The organism is Rhodococcus sp. NPDC058521 (assembly GCF_042719695.1).
Classification (GTDB): Bacteria; Actinomycetota; Actinomycetes; order Mycobacteriales; family Mycobacteriaceae; genus Rhodococcus_F.
On sequence record NZ_JBHXNL010000010.1, the window covers coordinates 17,350 to 38,377 of the forward strand.

Genomic DNA, 21,028 nt, shown 5'->3' on the forward strand with positions numbered 1-21,028 from the left:
GCTTTCCCCTCCGAAGTACCGCACAGTGCCCGGTACGAACGCCGAGTCAGTCGAGGGAGGAACATGGACCGCGCGGAGGCAACTCGAAGCCGAGCCGACGAGACTGCAGGGGGCGACCGAACTCATCGATTGTCCGCTGCGCAGCAAGGTATTTGGTTCGGACAGCAGATCGCTCCGGACAGTCCGTTGTTCAACATCGCCCAGTACCTCGACCTGCGCGGTGACGTCGACGTCGAAGCGCTCAGCCGGGCGGCCAGGCAGATATTCGTCGAAGCTCCCTCTCTGAGGGCACGTTTCGTCTACACGGATGGTGTAACCGGGCAGGTGATCGACCCCTTCGACGGTTGGGCAATTCCGTGCATCGACCTTCGTGGCGAGTCCGACCCGAATGCGCAGGCACTGGCTCGGATGCACGAGGACGCCACCACCGCACTCGACCCCCTTTCGGATGCGTTGCTGCGAACCGAATTGATTCGTGTCGAAGACGAGCGCTACCTCTTCTACCTGCGCGCGCACCACCTCATGGTGGACGGTTTCGGTGCTGCCATGTTGGTGCTACGTGCCGCCGGTGTGTACACCGCCGAGCTCGAGGGCTCCGATTCCGGTCCAGGGTTCTTCGGAGACTTCTCGGCGCTGTTGGAAGAGGACGCGGGATACCGGGATTCCGAGGAATTCGAGTCGGATCGGCAGTTCTGGCGCGAGCGCTTCTCCGACCTCCCCGAGGCGACTGCGCTCAGTTCCTCCGCCGAACCGATGGCGCCGTACTGCCTGCACAAGTCGGCTCGACTCGATACCGCAGAGGCCGCCGAGGTCACCGCAGCGGCGGACACGGTCGGCACGAGCTGGTCGCCGCTCATGGTGGCCGTACTGGCCGCATACCTGCACCGGGCAACGGGTTCTCGCGATGTGGTTCTCGGGTTGCCGGTGAATGCGAGGATCACGCCGTTGCAACGCACCACTCCGGCGATGATGTCCAACGTCCTGCCGTTGCGCCTGCACGTCACCCCGGACACGAGTATCTCCGACCTGGTTCGGCAGACGTCGGAAGAAATCAAATCCGTTGTGAAGCATCAGCGCTATCGCGGGGAGGAGATGCTGCGCGACCTGGGATTGCCTCGCAGCCGCCGGTTGTACGGGCCGACCATGAACGTGCTCCCCTCGATAGGTGAGATGCAGTTCGGACCGCACCAGGCGACCGTACGAAATCTTTCGGTGGGCCCCGTCGACGATCTGTGGGTTGTAGTGCAAGGCATCTCGCCGGTCGACGGAATCACCATCGACTTCTACGCGAACCCCGACCGGTACACCGAGGACGAGCTCGACGGGCACCATCGACGATTCATGCGGGTGCTGCGCAGTGCTGTCGCAGAGCCTCGGCTTCGAATCGGCGACATCGAACTGCTCTCCGCGAACACACACAGGACGGTGACCGAATTATGGAACCGGGCGCCACACTCGGGTGAGGACGACGCCTCGGCTCCGACCGTTCCCGAACTGTTCGGTCGCACAGCACGAAGGATCCCCGATGCCACCGCGGTATCCGACCTCGAAACGTCCTACACGTATGCAGAGCTGGACGACGCGTCATCCAGGGTGGCCGCCTCCCTCGCGAACCACGGGTGCGGCCGAGGTGATCTGGTGGCGGTGTCGCTGACCCGCTCGGCGGACTGGATCGCTGCAATTCTCGGCGTACTACGCAGTGGTGCTACGTATCTGCCGATCGACAGGAGTCAACCGGCGACACGCATCGCGCGCATCATCGGTGACGCGAAGCCTGCCGTGGTTGTCGTCGAAGGCGGCGAAGAGGTCGACGGTTCGGTCTCTCTCGGTCTCGCCGAGGCGCTCGAGGGATCCGCGGGAGGACGTCACGAACCGTTGCGTCCGTTCTCGGCGCGCGACGGCGCTTACCTCACATACACCTCGGGTTCCACGGGCACACCGAAGGGTGTGCTGGTCGAGCACTCGTCCTTGGTGAATCTTCTCCGCTCGCACGAACACCGGATCTTCACCCCAGCGACGGACTTCGCAGGTCGTGGCCGGCTTCGGGTGGCGCACCTTTCAGGGCCCGCTTTCGACGCTTCGTGGGATCCGTTCCTGTGGATGGTCGGCGGCCACGAGTTGCACGTGGTGGCCGACGTCGTGCGAACGGACCCGCAAGAATGCGCCCGATACCTGATCGACGAATCGCTCGACGTGGTGGAAACCACCCCGTCCTACCTCCGACAGTTGCTCGACGCCGGCATGAATGCAACCCGGGCCGTCGGAGGCCCGACCGTCGTCGCGGTCGGTGGTGAAGCGGTGGACCCGACTTTGTGGGAGCGGCTCGCAGCGACAGATGTGTTGGCGTTCAACCTGTACGGACCGACCGAGACCACAGTCGATGCGACGGTCGCCGTGATCGACGGTCGATCCCCACACCTCGGTTCCCCCGCCGACAACGTGAGTGCTTACGTGCTCGATGCCGCACTACGCCCGGCGGACGTCGGCACGCCCGGCGAGCTGTACCTCGGTGGCCCGGGTTTGGCCGTCGGGTACCACGCGAGACCAGGATCGACGGCGGCGTCGTTCGTGGCGAACCACATGTCCGGGGACGGCGATCGCCTGTACCGAACGGGCGATGTGGTGCGGTGGAATGCAAGCGGCCGTCTCGAATTCGTCGCCCGCGCGGACTCTCAGCTGAAGATCCGAGGTTTCCGGATCGAGCCCGCAGAAGTCGAAGCCGCCCTGCTGGAACTGGCAGGAGTCACCGGCGCTGCGGTGCTACCGGCAGGCGAGGGGGAGAACAGTCGTCTGATCGGATACGTGCAGCACACCGATCCGGCCTCGACCGACCCGACCGCACTACGTGGCGACCTTCGCACGACACTGCCCGGTTACATGATTCCGCAGCAGGTGGTGGTGCTCGACACGCTGCCCCTCACTCCGAGCGGCAAACTCGATCGAGACCGACTACCGGACGCGACCGAGCTTCGAGGTACGTCGCACGGACGTGCACCGGCCGACGACATCGAGGCTGCCTTGTGTCGAATCTTCGCCTCGGTTCTCGAACAGCCGATCGTCGGCCCGGACGACGACTTCTTCGATCTCGGCGGACATTCGTTGCTGGGCAATCGCGTCGTCGCACGGATTCGGTCGGAACGGTCGGCGACCGTGAGTATCCGAACTCTGTTCGACCGACCGACACCTGCGGCCCTGGCCGAGGCGGTCGGCGCGAGCGACTCGGCGACCGGTGAACCCGTTCTGCGGCGGCGCGAACGGCCGTCCAGGATTCCCTTGTCGGCTGCGCAACGCCGACTGTGGTTCCTGGCTCGATTGTCGCCCGGCACACCGGAATACAACATGCCCGTGGTGCTGCGGTTGACCGGTTCGTTCGACCTGGGGGCGATGCAGGGTGCGTTGACGGATCTCGTGACCCGTCACGAGATCCTGCGTACCCGATTCCGCGAAGAGGACGGCGAACCCTACCAGTACGTGGTCGGTGTACAGGGCGCCGTGCCCGAACTGCAGCCCGCCCCTGTCGCACCCGAAGCGGTGTCCGAAACAGTTCTCCAGCTCGCTGCCGGCGGGTTCGATCTGGCAGCCGACCTGCCGCTGCGTGCCGACGTGCTCGAAATCGCGCCCGACGACCACGTACTCGTTCTGGTTCTGCACCACATCGCCGGTGACGGTTGGTCGTTCACCCCACTGGCCAGGGATCTCGCTCTGTCCTATCAGCAGCGGGTGAGGGGAGAGGCAGCCGAAACGCAGCCGTTGCCGGTCCAGTACGCGGATTATGCATTGTGGCAACAGGAACTACTCGGCTCGGAAGACGATCCTGGCAGTCTTGTCTCCCGAGAGCTCGCTCACTGGCGATCCATGCTCGACGGGGCTCCGGAAGAAATCACGCTCCCTGTCGATCGGCCGCGACCCGGGCGTCCCACCGGGGCCGGCTCGTCCGTGCCGGTGGAGATTCCCGCTGCGCTGCAGGTGAAGCTAGGCGAATTCGCAGCCGACAGTGGTGCGAGCCTCTTCATGGTCCTTCACGCCGGCTTCGCCGCAGTCCTGTCTCGTATGGGCGCAGGCGAGGACGTGGTGGTCGGTACCCCCGTAGCGGGACGACCGGACGAGACGCTCGACGAACTGGTCGGATTCTTCGTGAACTCGCTCGCGCTGCGTACCCGCGTGAGCCGGAAGTCGAGTTTCCGTGAGCTGATCGCTCACGTACGAGACGTCGACTTGTCCTCCCTCGCTCATCAGAGCGTGCCCTTCGAACGCATCGTCGAGGAACTCGCTCCCGCGCGGCGTGCGGGTCGAAATCCCTTGTTTCAGGTGCTGTTCACTCTTCAGAACACCGGCGAACCCACCATTGCCCTCGACGGCCTGGATGTCACCGTGGACTCCACCGACGTGGCTGCTGCCAAGTTCGACCTATCCCTCACACTTTCGGAACGACCGCATCGCGGCGGGGAACCGGCCGGAATCACCGGTCAACTGGATTTCGCAACCGAACTGTTCGACCGCAGAACGGTGGAGAACCTGGTCGGCTATTTCGTGGAACTGTTGAGCACTGCGCTCGAAGATCCCGACCTACCGGTTCACAGCACGCACCTGGTCTCGGCGGACGAGCGTGACGTACTCCTCGGTGCCAGGCAGGGGCGGCGAGTGCAACACGAGCCGATCACGTTGCCTGCATTGTTCGCCGACACGGTCACCACGTATGGCGACCGAACCGCCGTCGTATCCGGATCGGAGTCGCTGACCTTCCGCGATCTGGGTGCACGGGTGAACCGGTTGGTACGCGCGTTGCGGGTCCACAGGGCCGGACCCGGCAGACGAGTGGTCGTGGCGCTGCCCAGATCTGCCGACACCGTTGTAGCCCTCTTCGCCACGTTGAGTGCCGGAGCCGTCTACGTGCCGGTGGACGTCGATCACCCCGATGCACGAATCCGATACTTGCTCGAGGACGCGGCACCGACACTTGTGGTGACAGTTTCCGATCTGTCGGACCGGTTCGAAGTCGACTGCCCTCAGTTGCTTCTGGACGACTCGGAGACATTGGCGGAGTTGGGATCCGTCGCAGTTCCCTTCGCTCGCGTGGCGCCCAGAGATACGGACGGCGCCTATCTCGTCTACACCTCGGGTACCACCGGGCGCCCGAAGGGCGTTCTCGTCGACCACGACAGCCTAGCAAACCTGTTCCACAGCCATCGAGAACGCTTGTTCGGGCCGGCCGCTGAGCATGTCGGTTGTGCGAGTTTGAAGGTCGCCCACCTCGCAGGTGTCGGGTTCGACGCGGCGTGGGACCCGATCCTGGCGCTCGTGGACGGGCACGAGGTGCACGTCGTGGACGACAGAACACAACGAGATGTGGAGGCGCTCGTCGACTACATCCATACCGAGGCGATCGACTTTCTCGAGACCACACCGTCGTACGTCAGGCAGCTGGTCGGTGCCGGCCTTCTCTCCGGAGAGTCACGGCGCCCAGGGGTCGTCGCACTCGGCGGTGAGGCCGTCGGACAGGCGTTGTGGGAACTTCTCGGACAGGACCCGTACGTGCTGGCATTCAATCTGTACGGGCCCACCGAGGCCACGGTGGATTCGGTTACCGCGCGGATTCGGGATTTCGGCACACCGGTGATCGGCACCCCGGAACACAACGTTCGGGCCTACGTCCTCGGCGGCGATCTGGGTCTGATCCCTACCGGGGCAGTCGGCGAGTTGTATCTGGCAGGGCCAGGCCTTGCCCGGGGTTACCGCAAGCGGTCGGCTCTCACCGCCGAACGCTTCGTCGCCGATCCCCACACCGATGCGGGCGAAAGGATGTACCGGACAGGTGACCGCGCTCGCTGGAACTCGGCAGGGATGCTCGAGTTCCTGGGACGTCACGACTCGCAGGTCAAACTTCGTGGCTACCGGGTCGAGCCGGCAGAAATCGAGGCCGTCCTCGAAGACGTTCCCGGAGTGCACCACGCGGTGGTCGTCGTCGCCGGCGCCGATGACGAGGCCAGGCTCCTCGGCTACGTGGTGGCCGGGGAGGACGTGAATGTCTCTACCCTCCGCGACATCGCCGCGACGCGGCTTCCCGGATACATGGTTCCCCAAGCGATCACACCGATCCCGGAGGTCCCCTTCACCGTCAACGGGAAGCTGGACGTCGCAGCCCTTCCCGATGCAGTCGTACAACCCGCCGAAGGGCGCCCGCCTGCCAGTCGGCAGGAGCAGGCACTGTGCGAACTGTTCGCCTCCACACTGGGCGTCCCGGAAGTGGGTCCGGACGACGACTTCTTCGCCTTGGGCGGGCATTCCCTGCTTGTCACGAAGCTGGTCAGCCGAATCCGATCGCGGATGGGCATCGAAGTTCCGATCCGAGCGGTGTTCGACGCTCCGACCCCCGCGGCCCTCGCCGGTACAGGTGCGCAGGCACGGCTGCGCGTGCCGCTCGTCCCGTGGGAGCGTCCCGAACGAATTCCCCTGTCGGCAGCGCAGAAGCGGATGTGGTTTCTGAACACCTTCGAGGAATCCGGTGCGGCATACCACATTCCGATGGTGATCGAGATGGAAGGTGATGTCGACACCGAGGCATTGCGGCTCTCGCTCCGGGACGTGATCGCACGGCACGAGGTGCTGCGTACCGTTTTCCCGGTCGAAGACGGCTCACCCCACCAGCGGGTTCTCGACCTACGAGATGTCGACCTGGAACTTCCGATCGTCGAGGCGGAAGGAGCTGACCTCCCCGCCCTCACTGCCGAGCAGATGACGGTGCCGTTCGACCTGTCCGTGGACATTCCGATTCGTGGTGTTCTCTTCGACATCGGTCCCGGGCGCCGGGTGCTCGTACTCGTCGCACATCACATCGCCACCGACGGCTGGTCGTCCGGGCTGCTCGCACAGGATCTGACCCTTGCGTACTCCGCCCGTGCGCGAGGGGAGCGACCGAACCTGGCGCGACCGGCGGTTCAGTACGCCGACTACACACTGTGGCAGGAACGCATCCTCGGAGACGAGGCCGACCCGGACAGTGCGGTTCGAGCTCAGCTCGACTACTGGCGTGCCGAACTCGTGAACCTGCCGGAGGAACTGCTCCTTCCGTTCGACCGTCCCCGACCGGACACGGCGACGCGCACTGCCGGTGAAGTCGACCTGTCCGTGGGTGAACCGGTTCTCGACGCCCTGTCCGTGATCGCATCCGCACACGGAGCAAGTCTGTTCATGGTGGTGCACGCAGCTTTGGTGGCGACGCTGGATCGACTCGGAGCGGGGCCCGACATTCCGATCGGCACGGCTGTCGCAGGGCGCAGAGACGAAGCACTTCACGATCTGGTGGGCTTCTTCGTCAACACCCTCGTGCTGAGGGTCGACGCATCCGACGACCCCGACTTCGACGAACTCGTGAGTCGTGCACGTACAACCGACCTCGGTGCGTTCGACAACCAGGACGTGCCCTTCGAACGCGTGGCCGAAGAACTGGCGCCGCGCCGCGTACCGAACCGGCACCCGTTGTTCCAGGTGATGCTGGTACTGCAGAACACACCACCGGCAAGCCTCGATCTCGACGGGCTGAACGTTTCACACTTCGATGGTGCCGAATCGGTGTCGGCCAAGTTCGACCTGTCGATCACATTGCAGGAGAACAGTTCCGGCGGCTTATCGGGAAAGATCGAGTACGACGCCGAGATATTCGATCGGTCCACGGCCGAGCGAATTGCTCGATGGTTCGAGCGAATGCTCTCGGAACTCTCGACTCGCCCCGATCGACCAATCAGCCTCGCGCCCATGCTCACGGCTGCGGAACAACATCTCATCGTCGAGGGCCGCAACGACACGGCCCGAGATGTGGTCGACGAGACCGTGGTCCATTCGTTCGAACGTCGGGCTGCAGCACATCCACATTCGGTCGCAGTGGTGTCCGACGGTGTCGAGATCACCTTCGGCAGGTTGGATCGTGATGCGAATCGGTTGGCGCGGGTGTTGTCGAACCGAGGCATCGTGGCCGGAGATGCGGTCGCTGTCGCGCTCGCGCGGTCGTCGGCCAGCATCACCGCGCTGCTTGCCGTGCTGAAGGCGGGCGCCGTGTACGTGCCCGTCGATGTGATGCACCCGGCTTCGCGCATCCGGTACATGCTGGAAGACGTCTCGCCTGTCCTCGTCCTCGTCGACTCGGCAACACCGGAATCCGTGACCGACGTTGCCAACGGAGCGACCGTCCGGGTGGACGCCCCGCGAGTACTGGCCGAGTTGTCCGAGACGAGTTCGGCACCCGCGAGCGACTCCGAACGAACCAGTCCTCTTTCCGCGTCCGATCCCGCTTACGTGATCTACACGTCCGGCTCCACGGGTAGGCCCAAAGGTGTGGTGGTGGAACATGGTTCGTTGTCGAATCTGCTCGGTCACCACCTGAACGACGTCTTCGACGGCGCCAACCCGACCGCTCGGTCCAACGTCCTTCGCGTCGCCTTCACCGCGGCCCTCACCTTCGACGCATCATGGGATCCGATCCTGGCGATGGTGGCCGGACACGAACTACATCTGATAGACGACGAGACCAGACGAGATCCGGAATCGCTGGTCGACTACGTGCGACGCTGTGAGATCGACATGATCCAGACGACGCCCTCGTTCGCGAGACAACTCGTCGGCGCGGGTCTGACTGCGCCCGACCAACACACGCCGTCCGTGGTGACTCTCGGCGGCGAAGCGGTCGACGAAGCTCTGCGCGACGAGCTCGGTGCCGTTCCCGGTCTCGTCGTGCACAACTACTACGGCCCGACGGAATCGACGGTGAACTCGGTGACCACTCGGATGACCGAAGGAACCGGAACGCAGATCGGTCGCCCCGTCGACAACATGCGGGCCTACGTACTCGACGGAAACCTGCAGCCGGTGCCGGACGGTGTTCCCGGCGAGCTGTATCTCGCGGGAGCCGGGGTGGCCCGCGGATACCTCGGCAGAGAGTCCATGACCTCGGAGAGGTTCGTCGCCGACCCGTTCGTGCCGGGCGGGACCCGCATGTACCGCACCGGGGACCTGGCGCAGTGGCAGTCCGGAGGTGAGCTCGAGTTTCTCGGGCGGCTGGACGACCAGGTGAAGCTTCGTGGGTACCGCATCGAACTCGGTGAGATAGCCGGCGCGCTCACCAGGCAGCAGGCGGTTGCCAACGCCGCGGTGGTCGTCCACGGAGAAGCCGAGGCCATGCAACGTTTGACCGCGTACGTCGTGCCCGCCCCCGGTTCGTCACCCGCTCCTTCCGATCTGCGCAGAGCGGTCGCGCTCGAGGTGCCGGAGCACATGGTTCCTTCGCACTTCGTCTCTTTGGGGGAGCTGCCGTTGACAGCCAACGGAAAACTCGATACCGCAGCACTTCCGGAGCCGACTGCGGTGCACGCTGCGGAGTCGAGTCGAATGAGGCGCGCACCGCGTTCGCCCGGTGAAGCAGTGCTGTCCAGATTGTTCGCCGATGCTCTCGGCACCGCCGACATCGGAATCGACGACAGCTTCTTCGAACTCGGGGGACATTCCCTGATGGCAACTGGCCTCGTCGCCCAGATTCGCGAGACATGTGGCGCGAAGGTGACCGTGCGTGACCTGTTCGCAGCACCGAACGTCGCCGCACTCAATGCGCGCATGAACGGGGATGCGGGCGGCGACCGCGACTTTCTCGCGGTGCACTTGCCGCTACGCACTTCTGGATCGTTGCCCCCGCTGTTCTGCCTTCCGCCCGGAAGTGGGTTCGCATGGTCGTACGCGGGCCTGCTGCCCTACCTCGACCGTGACCAGCCCGTGTACGGACTACAGTCACCCCGGCTCACCGACCCGAACTACGAGCCGAACGACGTCGCCTCGTACGCCGCGGATCTGGTCGCGGTGATCAAACGGACCCGACCGGCCGGACCGTATCGTTTGCTGGGGTGGTCCTTCGGTGGCAACCTCGCCCACGAAGTGGCTGCTCAACTCCAGCAATCCGGTGAGGAAGTCGAGTTTCTGGCACTCCTCGATTCGTACCCGTGGGAAAAGGCAGGCACGTTCGACATCACGGACGAGAGCGTCGTCGCCGCCGTGTTCATGGCCAGCCAGAAGCTGATGCCGATTCCGACGGATCGACCGGTAACCCGCGCCGACCTCCTGGAGGCCTACCAGGCCAACGGCAGCCCGCTCGGCGGCCTGGACGAGGAGTCGATCGGCGCCATGCTCGCCGCCTTCCGGACCGTGGTGCGGCTACGTGAAACGTCGACACCTTCGCGCTACGACGGGAACATCACGTTCTTCACTGCCCTGGAAGGTCGCAACGAATGGACCCCCACCGTCGACGACTGGCGCGCGTTCGTCGACGGGCACATCGACGAACGCGGTGTCGCGGCCACCCACGACCAGATGACGCAAACCGAGGGACTGGCCACAGTGGGGCCCGTTCTCGCGTCGTTGTTGCAGGACCTACAAGCCGAATCTGCAGCGCATCACACAGGAGGAGAACGACCATGACCACCAACGCCACCAACCCGTTCGACAACGAGTCGGGACAGTTCCTGGTTCTCACCAATCACGAAGAGCAGCACTCGCTCTGGCCGTCGTACATCGACGTTCCAGGTGGGTGGGACGTTGCCTATGGTCCTGGTGAGCGCTCCGTGTGCCTCGATTACGTCACCGAGCACTGGACCGATATCACCCCGAAGAGTCGGCGGCTCGTCCGGTTCGACAACGGTTCCGATCTGGGTGAGGCTGTATGAGCGGTTCCGAAGTTCAGCCGCCGGCCATCACCATCGAGGGCCTCCGGAAGTCTTTCGGGAACAACACCGTGCTCGGGGGGATCGACCTGGAGATGCCCGCAGGCAAGGTGTTCGGCCTACTCGGCCCCAACGGTGCGGGTAAGACCACGATCGTCCAGATACTCTCCACCCTGCTTCGTGCAGATTCCGGACAGGTGACCGTTGGTGGATTCTGTACTCGCACACAGCCGAACGAGGTCCGGAGATCCTTGGGTCTGTCGGGGCAATTCGCTTCGGTCGACGACAAGCTCACCGGGTACGAGAATCTCTACCTGGTTGCGAAGCTGTACGGGATGCGGAAGAAGAATGCGGAGGACACTGCGAAGGAACTCCTGGGGCGTTTCAAACTCGACGGCGTAGGAGATCGTCTTGCTGCGGGCTACTCCGGCGGGATGCGTCGGCGCCTGGACCTCGCCGGTGCGCTCGCGGGTTCCCCGAAGGTGGTGGTGCTGGACGAGCCGACGACCGGTCTCGACCCGCAAAGCAGGGCCGACACGTGGGACATCGTCGGGGAGTTGGTGAACGGGGGCACCACGGTCCTGCTCACCACGCAGTATCTCGAGGAAGCCGATCAGCTCGCCGACAACATCGCCGTGCTCGACCACGGTGAAGTCATCGCGCTCGGTACTTCGGACGAGTTGAAGCGCAGGATCGGTGGCGACCGTCTCGAGGTCATCGTCTCCGACGCCGTGGAACTCGACACCGCATATCGGATTCTCGACGAGATAGCCGACCACACACCGACTCTCGATCTCAGAGCACATCGAGTGGAGGTTGCGGTTCGCGACGGCCAGTCTGCACTCGGCAGGGCAGTGGCGGGACTCGAGCGATCCGGAATCCGCGCCCTCGAAATCGGATTGCGTCGCTCCACTCTCGACGATGTGTTCCTGGGCCTCACAGGCTCGGGGGCAATGTCGGAACCGGAAGTGTCCGTGCACTGTTCGGATCACGATGATCGCGTGGAGGTTCCGGTATGACGGTCATGACTCGCCTCACCGCGGACAGTAGTTCGCTCGCCTGGCGGAACCTTCAGCACATCAAGCGGACTCCGGGCTCGCTGGTCGCCAGCGTCGTCAACCCGATCATGTTCGTGATGCTCATGGGGTACGTGTTCGGCGGCAGCCTCGGCGGAGAGCCCTACCGGGAGTTCATCATGGCCGGAATCTTCGCCCAGACGGTCACGTTCAATGCGTCCTTCACGACCATAGGTTTTGCCAACGATCTGCAGAAGGGTGTCCTCGACCGATTCCGGGCGCTCCCGATCTCCCGGGTCGCCGTCGTCTTGGCGCGTACGACATCCGATCTCGTCACCAGTGTGGTGAGTCTTCTCGTTACCACCGTGTGCGGTCTGGCGATCGGATGGCGCATCCGGGGCAGTTTCGTGGATGCCGTGCTCGCGTTCGCCTTGGTCCTGCTCTTCGCGTTCGCGATGTCCTGGGTGGGCGCCTACATCGGACTCGTCGCGCGCAGCGTGGAAGTGGCACAGAGCATCGGACTCGTGTGGCTGTTCCCGGTGACTCTCGTCTCCTCGGCATTCGTTTCGGTCGACGGAATGCCTGCGCCTCTGCGCGGTATCGCGCAATGGAACCCGATCAGTTCACTGTCGAATGCCGTCCGCTCCCTCTTCGCGAACCCCACTCCCGCTGGAATCACCCAGCCCGACAGTTGGCCCACTCAACACCCGATTCTGTACACCGCCATCTTCTCGGCAGGTGTCGTCGCCGTGTTCATGACTCTCGCTGTCCGCCGCTACATGCGCATCGCCAATCGCTGAACACCCACACGAGAAAAATGGAGAAGAAGATGCTCACACGTATCCGCCGTACTGCGGTGACCCTGGCCGTCGCCGCAGCCGCTCTGTCCGCACCGATGCTCGCGCAGGCCGCGCCCGCACAGGCACATCCCGGCATGCCGACCTCCGTCGTCGCGCCGAGTGGCGAACTGTACGTCGTCGACACACCCGGCAATCGGGTGATGAAGTTCGCCCCCGGGCAGCTCGCATCGACGGATCTTCCGTTCGACAGGCCGACGAACGTCGCGGTGGGTGCGGAAGGTGTGGTCGTGGTGACCGATGCCGCCGGCGATCATCCTCTCGGTGCTCCGGCACCTGCCGCTGCCCCCGCTGCTCCCGCCCCGGCGGCGCCCGCGCCCTCGGATGCGCCCGAGCCGCCGGACCGCGTGATGAAGAACTGCATCGGTTTCGTCGTCGTGTGCTGAGTTCGTCCGAACGAGAGAGCGGCCCCGAGGTGTACCTCGGGGCCGCTCTGCCGTGCTGCGGTCAGTGTTCGCAGTGAGTCAGTGTCCGCCGTTGTCCTTCAGACGCTGGAAGGAAGCTTCGATCTCCGCCTTCGCCTCGGCCACACCGACCCAGTCGGCGGCTTCGACGTGCTTGCCGGGCTCGAGGTCCTTGTAGTGCACGAAGAAGTGCTTGATCGCGTCGAGTTCGAACTGCGGAACATCCTTGATGTCCTGGATGTGATCCCAGCGGGTGTCTCCGGCCGGAACGCAGAGAACCTTGTCGTCGCCGCCGGCCTCGTCCACCATCTTGAACATGCCCACGGGCCGTGCCTCGACGATGACGCCCGGGAACACCGACTCTGGGAGCAGAACCATGGCGTCCAACGGATCGCCGTCCTCACCCAGGGTGTCCTCGATGAATCCGTAATCGGCCGGGTAGCCGAATGCGGTGTAGAGGTAGCGGTCGAGTTTGACACGACCGGTCTCGTGGTCGACCTCGTACTTGTTTCGCTGACCCTTGGGGATCTCGATGGTGACGTCGAACTCCACGGAAGATTCCTCGCTGTCGTGTCGGTAATGATTCGACGGAAGAATATCGGGTCACCGCTACTGTTGTGTGTGCACCCGGCAATCACCCGTGCGTGCACACCGCGATCAGAGAAAGACGGAGGGGCGTTGGCGAGCCAGGAGAAGAAGAAGGTGGGCTCGTTGCAGGGGCGACGTCGGCGCAATATCCGCATCCTCGTCGGATCGATCGTCACGGTGTTGTTGGTGGCTGGGCTACTGGTCGTTGCCGTCGACAAGGTAGCGGGCGACGATCGCGGCGAACTGACGGTTGCACCCGAGCCCGCACCGGTCACCGCGGCCCCGGCAGTGGTTCCCGTGGCTCCGGACGCTCCGATTCCGTCGACGGCAGGAATTTCCGCCGCGATCGGACCGGCCCTCGCCAATCCGGATCTCGGCAAGTTCAGCGGCACCATCGCAGACGCCGTCACCGGCCAGGTTCTGTGGTCCGCCGAGCCGGCGACACCGATGGTCCCGGCATCGACCACGAAGATTCTGACGGTGGCAGCCGCGCTCAGCACCCTGCCCGCAGACGGCCGAGTGACCACCGAGGTCGTGCAGGGGTCGCGGCCCGGAGAAGTGGTTCTCGTCGGTGGCGGCGACCCCACGATCACCGCCAAACCCCGCGGCGAGAACGGCTACTACCCGGGTGCCGCCCACCTCGCGGACCTCGTCGATCAGATCCGGGCATCCGGAACCCCAGTGGACCGGATCGTCGTGGACACCAGCTTGTACGCAGGACCGACGATGGCACAGGGATGGCTGCCGACCGACGTGCCTGCCGGTTTCATCACGCCCACCGAACCGCTGATGATCGACGGGGGACGCTCGGACCCACTCGTCGACGAGTCGCCCCGCTCGACCACGCCGGCGCTCGACGCGGGTCGGGCACTGGCCGCAGCGCTGGGCATCGACCAGAACGCTGTCGACTCCGGGGCAGCGGCTCCGGGCGCAGCCCAGGTCGCGGCCGTCCAATCTGCTCCGCTGCGTGACCGGCTGCGCCAGATGATGGAACACTCGGACAATGTGTTGGCCGAAGCGATCGGGCGGGAGGTGGCAATGAAAACCGGGGCAGAACCGTCGTTCAGTGGTGCAGCGGCCTCGGTGTCCCAAACGCTGTTCTCGGCGGGATTCGACCTCACCGGCCTCGAACTGCACGACACCAGCGGATTGTCGGTGGACGACCGCATTACGGCGAAGTCTCTCGACGAGATCCTCACCGCCGCAGCCGGCGACGGGCATCCGAAACTGCGCCCGATGCTCGATTACCTGCCGGTGGCAGGCGGTACGGGCAGCCTCGCCGATCGATACGTGACCGGAAACCGAGTCGGCGCCGGATGGGTGCGCGCCAAGACGGGCACGCTGTCCGGTGCGAGTGCGCTCGCGGGTTACGTCCTCGACGAGAGCGGGCGGGTGTTGACCTTCACGTTCATGTCGAACGACCGCCCACCGAATCTGAGCCGCCCGGCGCTCGACGCCCTCGCGTCCTCGCTCAGAACGTGCGGGTGCACCTGATGGCCGACAACTCGCTCAGCGGTGTCGTGGACTGGAAACTTGCAGCCAGGACGGGTGCGAAGCTGGCCAGAAGCGGGCCGGCCACTTCCCGCTACACCGCGGAGAAGGCTGTTCGCGACCTCGCCGATGCGTCCGTCCGTGCCGAGATGCCGGTACGTGAGGTGACCGGCCTGGCCGACGGTCTGCCCATCCCGACCGCCCGCATTCTCGACCGGGCCGGTTGGATCGAGGCGGCTGCGCAGTCGATGGCGCAGCTCACCGGGGACGAAGGTGAGCCCGGGTTTCTCGTCGGCAAGCCCGCTGGCATCCAGGCGGGGGCGATGCTCGCCTATCTGTCTTCGGCGATTCTCGGCCAGTACGACCCGTTCACCGGTGAGAACGGGACGCTGCTGCTCGTGTCGCCGAACGTCATCGCCGTCGAGCGCGCGCTGCGGGTGGACCCGGCGGACTTCCGCCTGTGGGTGTGCCTGCACGAGGTGACGCACCGTGTGCAATTCTCTTCTTCGCCGTGGCTGACGGAATACATGAAGGACGCTGTGGAAACCCTCGGCGCCGGCGACGAAGAGTCTCTGACGGACAGCATCGGCAGACTGTCGACGCTGGTGCGCGATCGTGGCCGCACCGACACGACGGACGGGGCGCCGGGTGGGATCGTCGGCCTGCTGCGTGCCACGCAGGCCGAGCCGCAGCGCGAGGCGCTCGACCGGCTACTGGTTCTCGGTACGGTGCTCGAGGGTCACGCCGACCACGTGATGGACGCCGTCGGACCAGCCGTTGTCCCCTCGGTGGCCAAGATTCGTCAGGCGTTCGACGGGCGGCGACAGCGCAAGAGCAATCCGGTTCATCGGCTGATCCGGGCGCTGCTGGGTATGGACGCCAAGATGGCCCAGTACGTGCGTGGAAAGAACTTCGTGGACGCGGTGGTCGCACAAGTCGGAATGGAGCAGTTCAACACCATCTGGACCGGGCCCGAGACCATGCCCAAGCTGTGCGAGATCGACGACCCCGCGGCATGGACGACTCGAGTGCTCGGCTGAATCGTGCGTGCGCAGGTGCGGCTTCCGGAGAAACCCGCGATCCTCGAGGTTCGTCACGCGTTGCGTGCCTGGATCTCCGAGTACGCCCCAGGGCCCGAGCTCGCAGTCGCCTTGTCCGGCGGGGCGGACTCGATCGCGATGACCGCAGCGGCGGCCGCCGAGATCCGCACCGTGCACGCACTCGTCGTCGATCACCGACTGCAGGACGGTTCGGACGTGGTTGCAGCGCAGGCCTGCGAGCACGCCCTTTCGCTAGGTTGTGCCACGGCGACCGTGCTGAACGTGGATGTCGACGGAGGTGGCGGCATGGAGGCCGCGGCCAGGGCGGCGCGATACGAAGCGCTGGACGATGCCCGCCGCGGTGTACCCGTCCTCGTCGGCCACACTCTCGACGACCAGGCCGAAACGGTCCTGCTCGGGCTTGCTCGGGGTTCGGGTGGCCGATCCATCTGGGGGATGAGTCCGTACGAGCAGCCGTGGGGCCGGCCGTTGCTGAGTGTTCGCAGGAGTGTGACCAGGCAGGCCTGCACCGAACTCGGTATCAATCCGCACGACGATCCGCACAATTCGTCCCCGGATTTCACCAGGGTCCGATTGCGCACCGAAGTGCTCCCGCTCCTCGAAGACGTACTGGGTGGGGGAGTTGCCGGTGCTCTGTCCAGGACGGCGAACCAGCTTCGCGAGGACGGCTCTTGCCTGGACTCCGTGGCTTCGCGCGTTGGTGCACGGGTCGTCGAGGAATCGGCTGTGAGCGTTGCCGCACTCGCAGGTGAGCACCCGTCCATCCGTCGACGAGTGCTCCGAACGTGGCTGCAGGAGCACGGCGCAAAAGGTCTGACCGACAAGCAGTTACGCGCAGTGGACGATCTGGTCGGACGTTGGCGCGGTCAGGGCGGGGTCGCGGTCGGAGGTGGAACACCGAACGCGAGGTTGGTCGTCCGACGCGAACGTGGCAGGCTGAGAGCCGGTTTGGAAGGCACCGGGCCGGACGACGAGCGAAGGGTTTGACGCGTGTACGACGGCGACATCGCATCGGTATTGATCTCCGAGGAACAGATTCGTCAGCGGACCGCTGAGCTCGCGGAAGAAGTTGCTTCCCGGTATCCGGCCGGTGCCCCCGAAGGGGACCTGTTGCTGGTTGGTGTCCTCAAGGGCGCGATCTTCTTCATGACCGACTTTGCGCGGGCACTGCCGATCCCCACTCAGATGGAGTTCATGGCGGTCAGCTCGTACGGATCGTCCACGTCGTCGTCGGGTGTGGTCCGCATTCTCAAGGACCTCGACAAGGACATTGCCGGTCGGCACGTCCTGATCGTCGAGGACATCATCGACTCCGGGCTCACGTTGTCGTGGCTCATGCGCAACCTGTCCACCCGCAACCCGGCTTCGCTCGACGTGATCACACTGCTTCGCAAGCCGGACGCCGTCAAGGTCGACATCAACGTCGACAACGTCGGCTTCGACATTCCCAACGAGTTCGTCGTCGGATACGGCCTCGACTACGCGGAGCGCTACCGCGACCTGCCTTACATCGGAACGCTCGAACCGCGCGTCTACGGCGGCTGACGACCGTTTCCGTTCAGCACGTCGTGTTCGACGACGTGCTCCAGCGCGGTGAGATCCTGTTCCAACTCGCGGAACAGCCAGTACACGCCCACGAATGCCAGAATCCCGCCCACACACAGGATGCGGACAGCAACGATCACCATCGTGATCTCGGTCGGCGACAGGAACGTCACTCCCGCCACCCCTGCCAGCGGGACCGAAGCCGCCAGCGCCAGATAACGGGTGCTCCGCCGGGCCAGCCCGTGAAGCTTCCGAGCGTCGTCGGAACCCGCGATCTCCTGGGGAAGCAGGACGGGATAGATGTAGCGGACCGACAGGAACGCAACGATGAAGAACGGGTAGGCCACCGAGATCGCCCCACACACGACGAGTGAAGCGAGAAAGTGCACGTACGCACTCCGTGGAACGTCTCCCGCAGTGATCTGCAACGTGATCGGGTAAGCGATGCCGGCGATCACCCAGAGCCCGAACACCACCATCACCACTCGGTCGCCGAGCAGCAAGGTGTCGGTCCTCGCCCGCGCCAGGGCGGCCTTGTCGTAGGTCTTTCCCGAACGCAGACCGTGTGGCACGAGCAGGGGATACCGGCACAGATAGACGAGGACCACGGTGCCCAGCGGAAACGCGATTCCGTTGATCACCGTCTGGATCGCCTCGAACGATCGGCCCACCTCGGGTGAGAGTGCACCGATGATCAACATCTTGTTGTGGTGGTAGTTGTATGCCGCCGCGAGCGCGTTGGGTACGGCGATGCCCAGAACCAGCAGAACGACGGCCCACTTTCGCAGGCGCAGCCGACGACTTCCCGGCTGGGGGTCCACGAGATCTCGGGCGCGCGGATCGAGGCACAGGTCGAACTGGTGCGCGAGTTCCCGGCCGCTGGACCAGCGATCCCGTGGTCGCGGAGCGAGACAGGTCAGCAGCACGCGTCGCAACGCGGCAGGGCAGTCGTCGGGAAGCAGATCGACGAACCCGTCCGGCACCCCGGCGCGTCGCCGATCCAGCATGCCCTGCAGTGCAACGAGTGAGTCCGCAGACGCCGCTCCGTCTTCGAACGGCCGTCGCCCGGTCAACAGCTCCCACAGCATCACCCCGAGCGCGAAGATGTCGCTGCGGGTGTCGAGGTCGGCGGCGGTGCCGGGGAGATCTCGGTGACAGGCCGCGAGCTGTTCGGGCGACATGTAGGCGAGTGATCCGCCGAAGTACGACAGTGGCGACGAACCCGTCACCGTCTCCGAGAAACTGATGTTGAAATCGGCCAGTTTGGGAACACCTTCCGCGGTGAGCAGGATGTTCGCCGGTTTGATGTCACGATGCAGCACACCGTGCCGGGCCGCGTGATCGAGTGCATCCGCAAGGCGCCGGCCCAGCCACGCGACCGTCTCCGGCCAGCTCGATCGAGCGAGTTCCTCGCGCACGCTCGAATCGGTGGGATGCAGCTCGCCCTTGCTGCTCATGGTCTCGTCGACGACGTCCAGCAGGAGCCGGCCGGACCGCTCCCCGGCGGGCGTGTTCCGAACCCGATCCAGCACGCGTAACAGGGTGCCGCCCGGCAGATACTGCATGTAGAGCAGCCGGAGTTGTCGATCGGGAACGATCCGTTGATCGAAGACTCGAACGATGTAGTCGTGGTCGAGTCGAGCCAGGGTCTGTGGTTCGGTGCTGTGATCGCGCGAGACCTTGACCGCGACCAGACGCTGCATCGACTTCTGCCGCGCCAGGAAGACCCTGGCGAACGCTCCTCTACCGAGCGCGACGAGAAGGTCGAAATCGTCGATGGACGTGCCCACCTCGATGTCGTCGAGAGAGCCGCCGGTAGGACCGGAATCGGCACGAGTCAATTCCGCCTCGGCCGTTTCGGTCGGCTGCGCGGCGGTTTCGAGGATCGGCTGCGCCTCGGCTGTGAGCGTCGGCTGCGCCTCAGGCTCGTCCATCTCGCATCGAGCCCCCGTTCTTCGGGTCGATTCGAATCGTAACGCCGCACGGAGGCCGAAACCCAGAGGTGAAACATATGATCGGCAAATGACGAGGCTCACCGCTGTCGAGATCGCCCGCGAAGTTCGGTCGGGTGAGTTGTCTTCGTCCGCAGCCACCGACGCGTCGCTCGACACGATCACCCACCGGGACCCCGAGCTACGGGCCTTCGTGCGAGTTCGGGACCAGGCACGTGTCGACGCTCGAGCTCTCGCTGCCAGAGCCGACCTCGCGAATCTCCCGCTCGCGGGCGTTCCCGTCGCCATCAAGGACAACGTGGCCGTTGCCGGACTGCCCGAGACCGACGGCTCTCGCGCGACCTCGAAGGAGCCGCGTACATCCGATCATCCGGTCGTGTCGCGTCTTCGGGCTGCCGGCGCGATCGTGGTCGGCATGACGGCGGTGCCGGAACTCTGCGTTTTCGGCAGCACCGACTCGCCGGGCAGCATCACCCGCAATCCGTGGAATTCGACGCTCACCCCCGGCGGTTCGTCCGGTGGGTCTGCCGCTGCGGTGGCCGCGGGGATGGTGCCGTTGGCGGTCGGGAACGACGGAATGGGATCCATTCGCATTCCCTCCGCTGCGTGTGGGGTCTTCGGTGTCAAACCCGGACGCGGCGTAGTTCCCTCCGAGCTCGGCGTCGATTCGTGGTTCGGGATGTCCGAGAACGGGCCGATCGCCACCACGGTCGCCGATGCGGCGCTGATGCTGTCGGTGATGGCGGATCGACCCGAACTGGCCGTGCCCGGCGACGTCGAATCGTTGCGGGTTGCCGTCGCGGTCGGTTCACCGACTCCGTTGGCGTCGGTGGACGACCAGTGGAGGGCCACGACGGAACGGGTTGCCGCACTGCTGTCGGGTGCCGGGCACCGAACGTTTGCAGCCGAGATTCCCTATCCGAAGAACCTGTTGCCGCTGGTGGCGCGGTGGACCGCGGGCGCCGCCTCGGATGCGGCGGCCCTCGACGCCGGTCTGTTGCAGCCGAGGACTCGGCGACACACTGCTATCGGACGGCGTCTGCGCCGGTTCGTGGACCCGAAACAGGTGTCCGACCTCGAGGAAACTCTCTCGAGGTTCTTCGAGAACGCCGACGTCGTGATCACGCCCTCGCTTGCGCGCCCACCGGTGCCCGCGGTCGCGTGGAGTGAGAAGTCGTGGTTGTCCAACGTCGTATCGAACCTCCGCTACGCGCCGTTCAGTGCACTGTGGAACATGGCAGGCTGGCCCGCAGCGAGTGTTCCGGTCGGGCTGCACCTCGGTTCCGGAACGCCGATGGCGGTGCAGATCGCGGCGCCGCCCGGCAGCGAGGCGAAGATCCTGGGGCTGGCCGCCCGGATCGAGCAGTTGGAGGGCTGGACGAGGGTGGCGCCTACCACGTGACCGCCGATGGGGAAC

Annotated in this window: 12 protein-coding genes; 10 read left to right on the forward strand and 2 right to left on the reverse strand. The window is 65.1% G+C overall.

Going from position 1 to position 21,028, the window contains the following annotated elements; all coding sequences use genetic code 11:
- Positions 1-63: 63 nt before the first annotated feature.
- Genes ACFWO3_RS15750 through ACFWO3_RS15770 form a run of 5 tightly spaced genes read left to right on the forward strand, consistent with a single transcriptional unit; the run spans position 64 to position 12,956 of the window.
- Positions 64-10,455, forward strand: coding sequence for an amino acid adenylation domain-containing protein (locus tag ACFWO3_RS15750; protein WP_378579293.1), 10,392 nt, complete (start codon positions 64-66; stop codon positions 10,453-10,455).
- Positions 10,452-10,700: an MbtH family protein gene (locus ACFWO3_RS15755; protein WP_378579295.1), complete on the forward strand. Its 249-nt coding sequence runs from the start codon at positions 10,452-10,454 to the stop codon at positions 10,698-10,700. The genes ACFWO3_RS15750 and ACFWO3_RS15755 overlap by 4 nt, the downstream gene beginning before the upstream one ends.
- A complete protein-coding gene (locus ACFWO3_RS15760; RefSeq protein ID WP_378579297.1) occupies positions 10,697-11,716 on the forward strand; it encodes an ATP-binding cassette domain-containing protein in 1,020 nt (339 codons plus the stop codon). The genes ACFWO3_RS15755 and ACFWO3_RS15760 overlap by 4 nt, the downstream gene beginning before the upstream one ends.
- Entirely contained in the window at positions 11,713-12,513 is an 801-nt protein-coding gene (locus ACFWO3_RS15765; protein WP_378579299.1) for an ABC transporter permease, read from the forward strand. The genes ACFWO3_RS15760 and ACFWO3_RS15765 overlap by 4 nt, the downstream gene beginning before the upstream one ends.
- A gap of 29 nt (positions 12,514-12,542) precedes the next feature.
- The gene (locus ACFWO3_RS15770) at positions 12,543-12,956 is read left to right on the forward strand and encodes a hypothetical protein (protein ID WP_378579301.1); all 414 of its coding nucleotides are present in this window, start codon (positions 12,543-12,545) and stop codon (positions 12,954-12,956) included.
- A gap of 78 nt (positions 12,957-13,034) precedes the next feature.
- Here the strand turns inward: ACFWO3_RS15770 and ACFWO3_RS15775 are convergent, their stop codons facing one another.
- Positions 13,035-13,526, reverse strand: a complete 492-nt coding sequence (locus ACFWO3_RS15775) for an inorganic diphosphatase (protein ID WP_378579303.1) — start codon at positions 13,524-13,526, stop codon at positions 13,035-13,037.
- A gap of 150 nt (positions 13,527-13,676) precedes the next feature.
- On the opposite strand from ACFWO3_RS15775, the gene dacB reads away from it, so the two are divergent.
- Genes dacB through hpt form a run of 4 tightly spaced genes read left to right on the forward strand, consistent with a single transcriptional unit; the run spans position 13,677 to position 17,659 of the window.
- Positions 13,677-15,056: a D-alanyl-D-alanine carboxypeptidase/D-alanyl-D-alanine-endopeptidase gene (gene dacB / locus ACFWO3_RS15780; protein WP_378579522.1), complete on the forward strand. Its 1,380-nt coding sequence runs from the start codon at positions 13,677-13,679 to the stop codon at positions 15,054-15,056.
- Complete coding sequence (locus tag ACFWO3_RS15785) at positions 15,056-16,093, forward strand: zinc-dependent metalloprotease (RefSeq protein ID WP_378579305.1); 1,038 nt, start codon at positions 15,056-15,058, stop codon at positions 16,091-16,093. The genes dacB and ACFWO3_RS15785 overlap by 1 nt, the downstream gene beginning before the upstream one ends.
- A 15-nt stretch (positions 16,094-16,108) precedes the next feature.
- The gene (gene tilS / locus ACFWO3_RS15790; protein WP_378579524.1) at positions 16,109-17,101 is read left to right on the forward strand and encodes a tRNA lysidine(34) synthetase TilS; all 993 of its coding nucleotides are present in this window, start codon (positions 16,109-16,111) and stop codon (positions 17,099-17,101) included.
- Between the two features lie 3 nt (positions 17,102-17,104).
- Positions 17,105-17,659: a hypoxanthine phosphoribosyltransferase gene (gene hpt / locus ACFWO3_RS15795; protein WP_378579307.1), complete on the forward strand. Its 555-nt coding sequence runs from the start codon at positions 17,105-17,107 to the stop codon at positions 17,657-17,659.
- Here hpt and ACFWO3_RS15800 read toward each other — a convergent pair.
- Positions 17,647-19,593 (reverse strand): serine/threonine-protein kinase, encoded by a 1,947-nt coding sequence (locus ACFWO3_RS15800; protein ID WP_378579309.1) that lies wholly within the window; start codon positions 19,591-19,593, stop codon positions 17,647-17,649. The two genes, hpt and ACFWO3_RS15800, sit on opposite strands and share 13 nt — an antisense overlap.
- An 88-nt stretch (positions 19,594-19,681) precedes the next feature.
- Here ACFWO3_RS15800 and ACFWO3_RS15805 point away from each other — a divergent pair, with 88 nt between their 5' ends.
- Positions 19,682-21,013, forward strand: coding sequence for an amidase (locus ACFWO3_RS15805; RefSeq protein ID WP_378579312.1), 1,332 nt, complete (start codon positions 19,682-19,684; stop codon positions 21,011-21,013).
- The last annotated feature ends 15 nt before the right edge of the window (positions 21,014-21,028 follow it).

Coding starts and splice junctions, on each gene's coding strand:
- ACFWO3_RS15750 (WP_378579293.1), top strand. CDS start 64: ATGGACCGCGCGGAGGCAACTCGAAGCCGAGCCGACGAGACTGCAGGG.
- ACFWO3_RS15755 (WP_378579295.1), top strand. CDS start 10,452: ATGACCACCAACGCCACCAACCCGTTCGACAACGAGTCGGGACAGTTC.
- ACFWO3_RS15760 (WP_378579297.1), top strand. CDS start 10,697: ATGAGCGGTTCCGAAGTTCAGCCGCCGGCCATCACCATCGAGGGCCTC.
- ACFWO3_RS15765 (WP_378579299.1), top strand. CDS start 11,713: ATGACGGTCATGACTCGCCTCACCGCGGACAGTAGTTCGCTCGCCTGG.
- ACFWO3_RS15770 (WP_378579301.1), top strand. CDS start 12,543: ATGCTCACACGTATCCGCCGTACTGCGGTGACCCTGGCCGTCGCCGCA.
- ACFWO3_RS15785 (WP_378579305.1), top strand. CDS start 15,056: ATGGCCGACAACTCGCTCAGCGGTGTCGTGGACTGGAAACTTGCAGCC.
- ACFWO3_RS15800 (WP_378579309.1), bottom strand. CDS start 19,593: ATGGACGAGCCTGAGGCGCAGCCGACGCTCACAGCCGAGGCGCAGCCG.
- ACFWO3_RS15805 (WP_378579312.1), top strand. CDS start 19,682: ATGACGAGGCTCACCGCTGTCGAGATCGCCCGCGAAGTTCGGTCGGGT.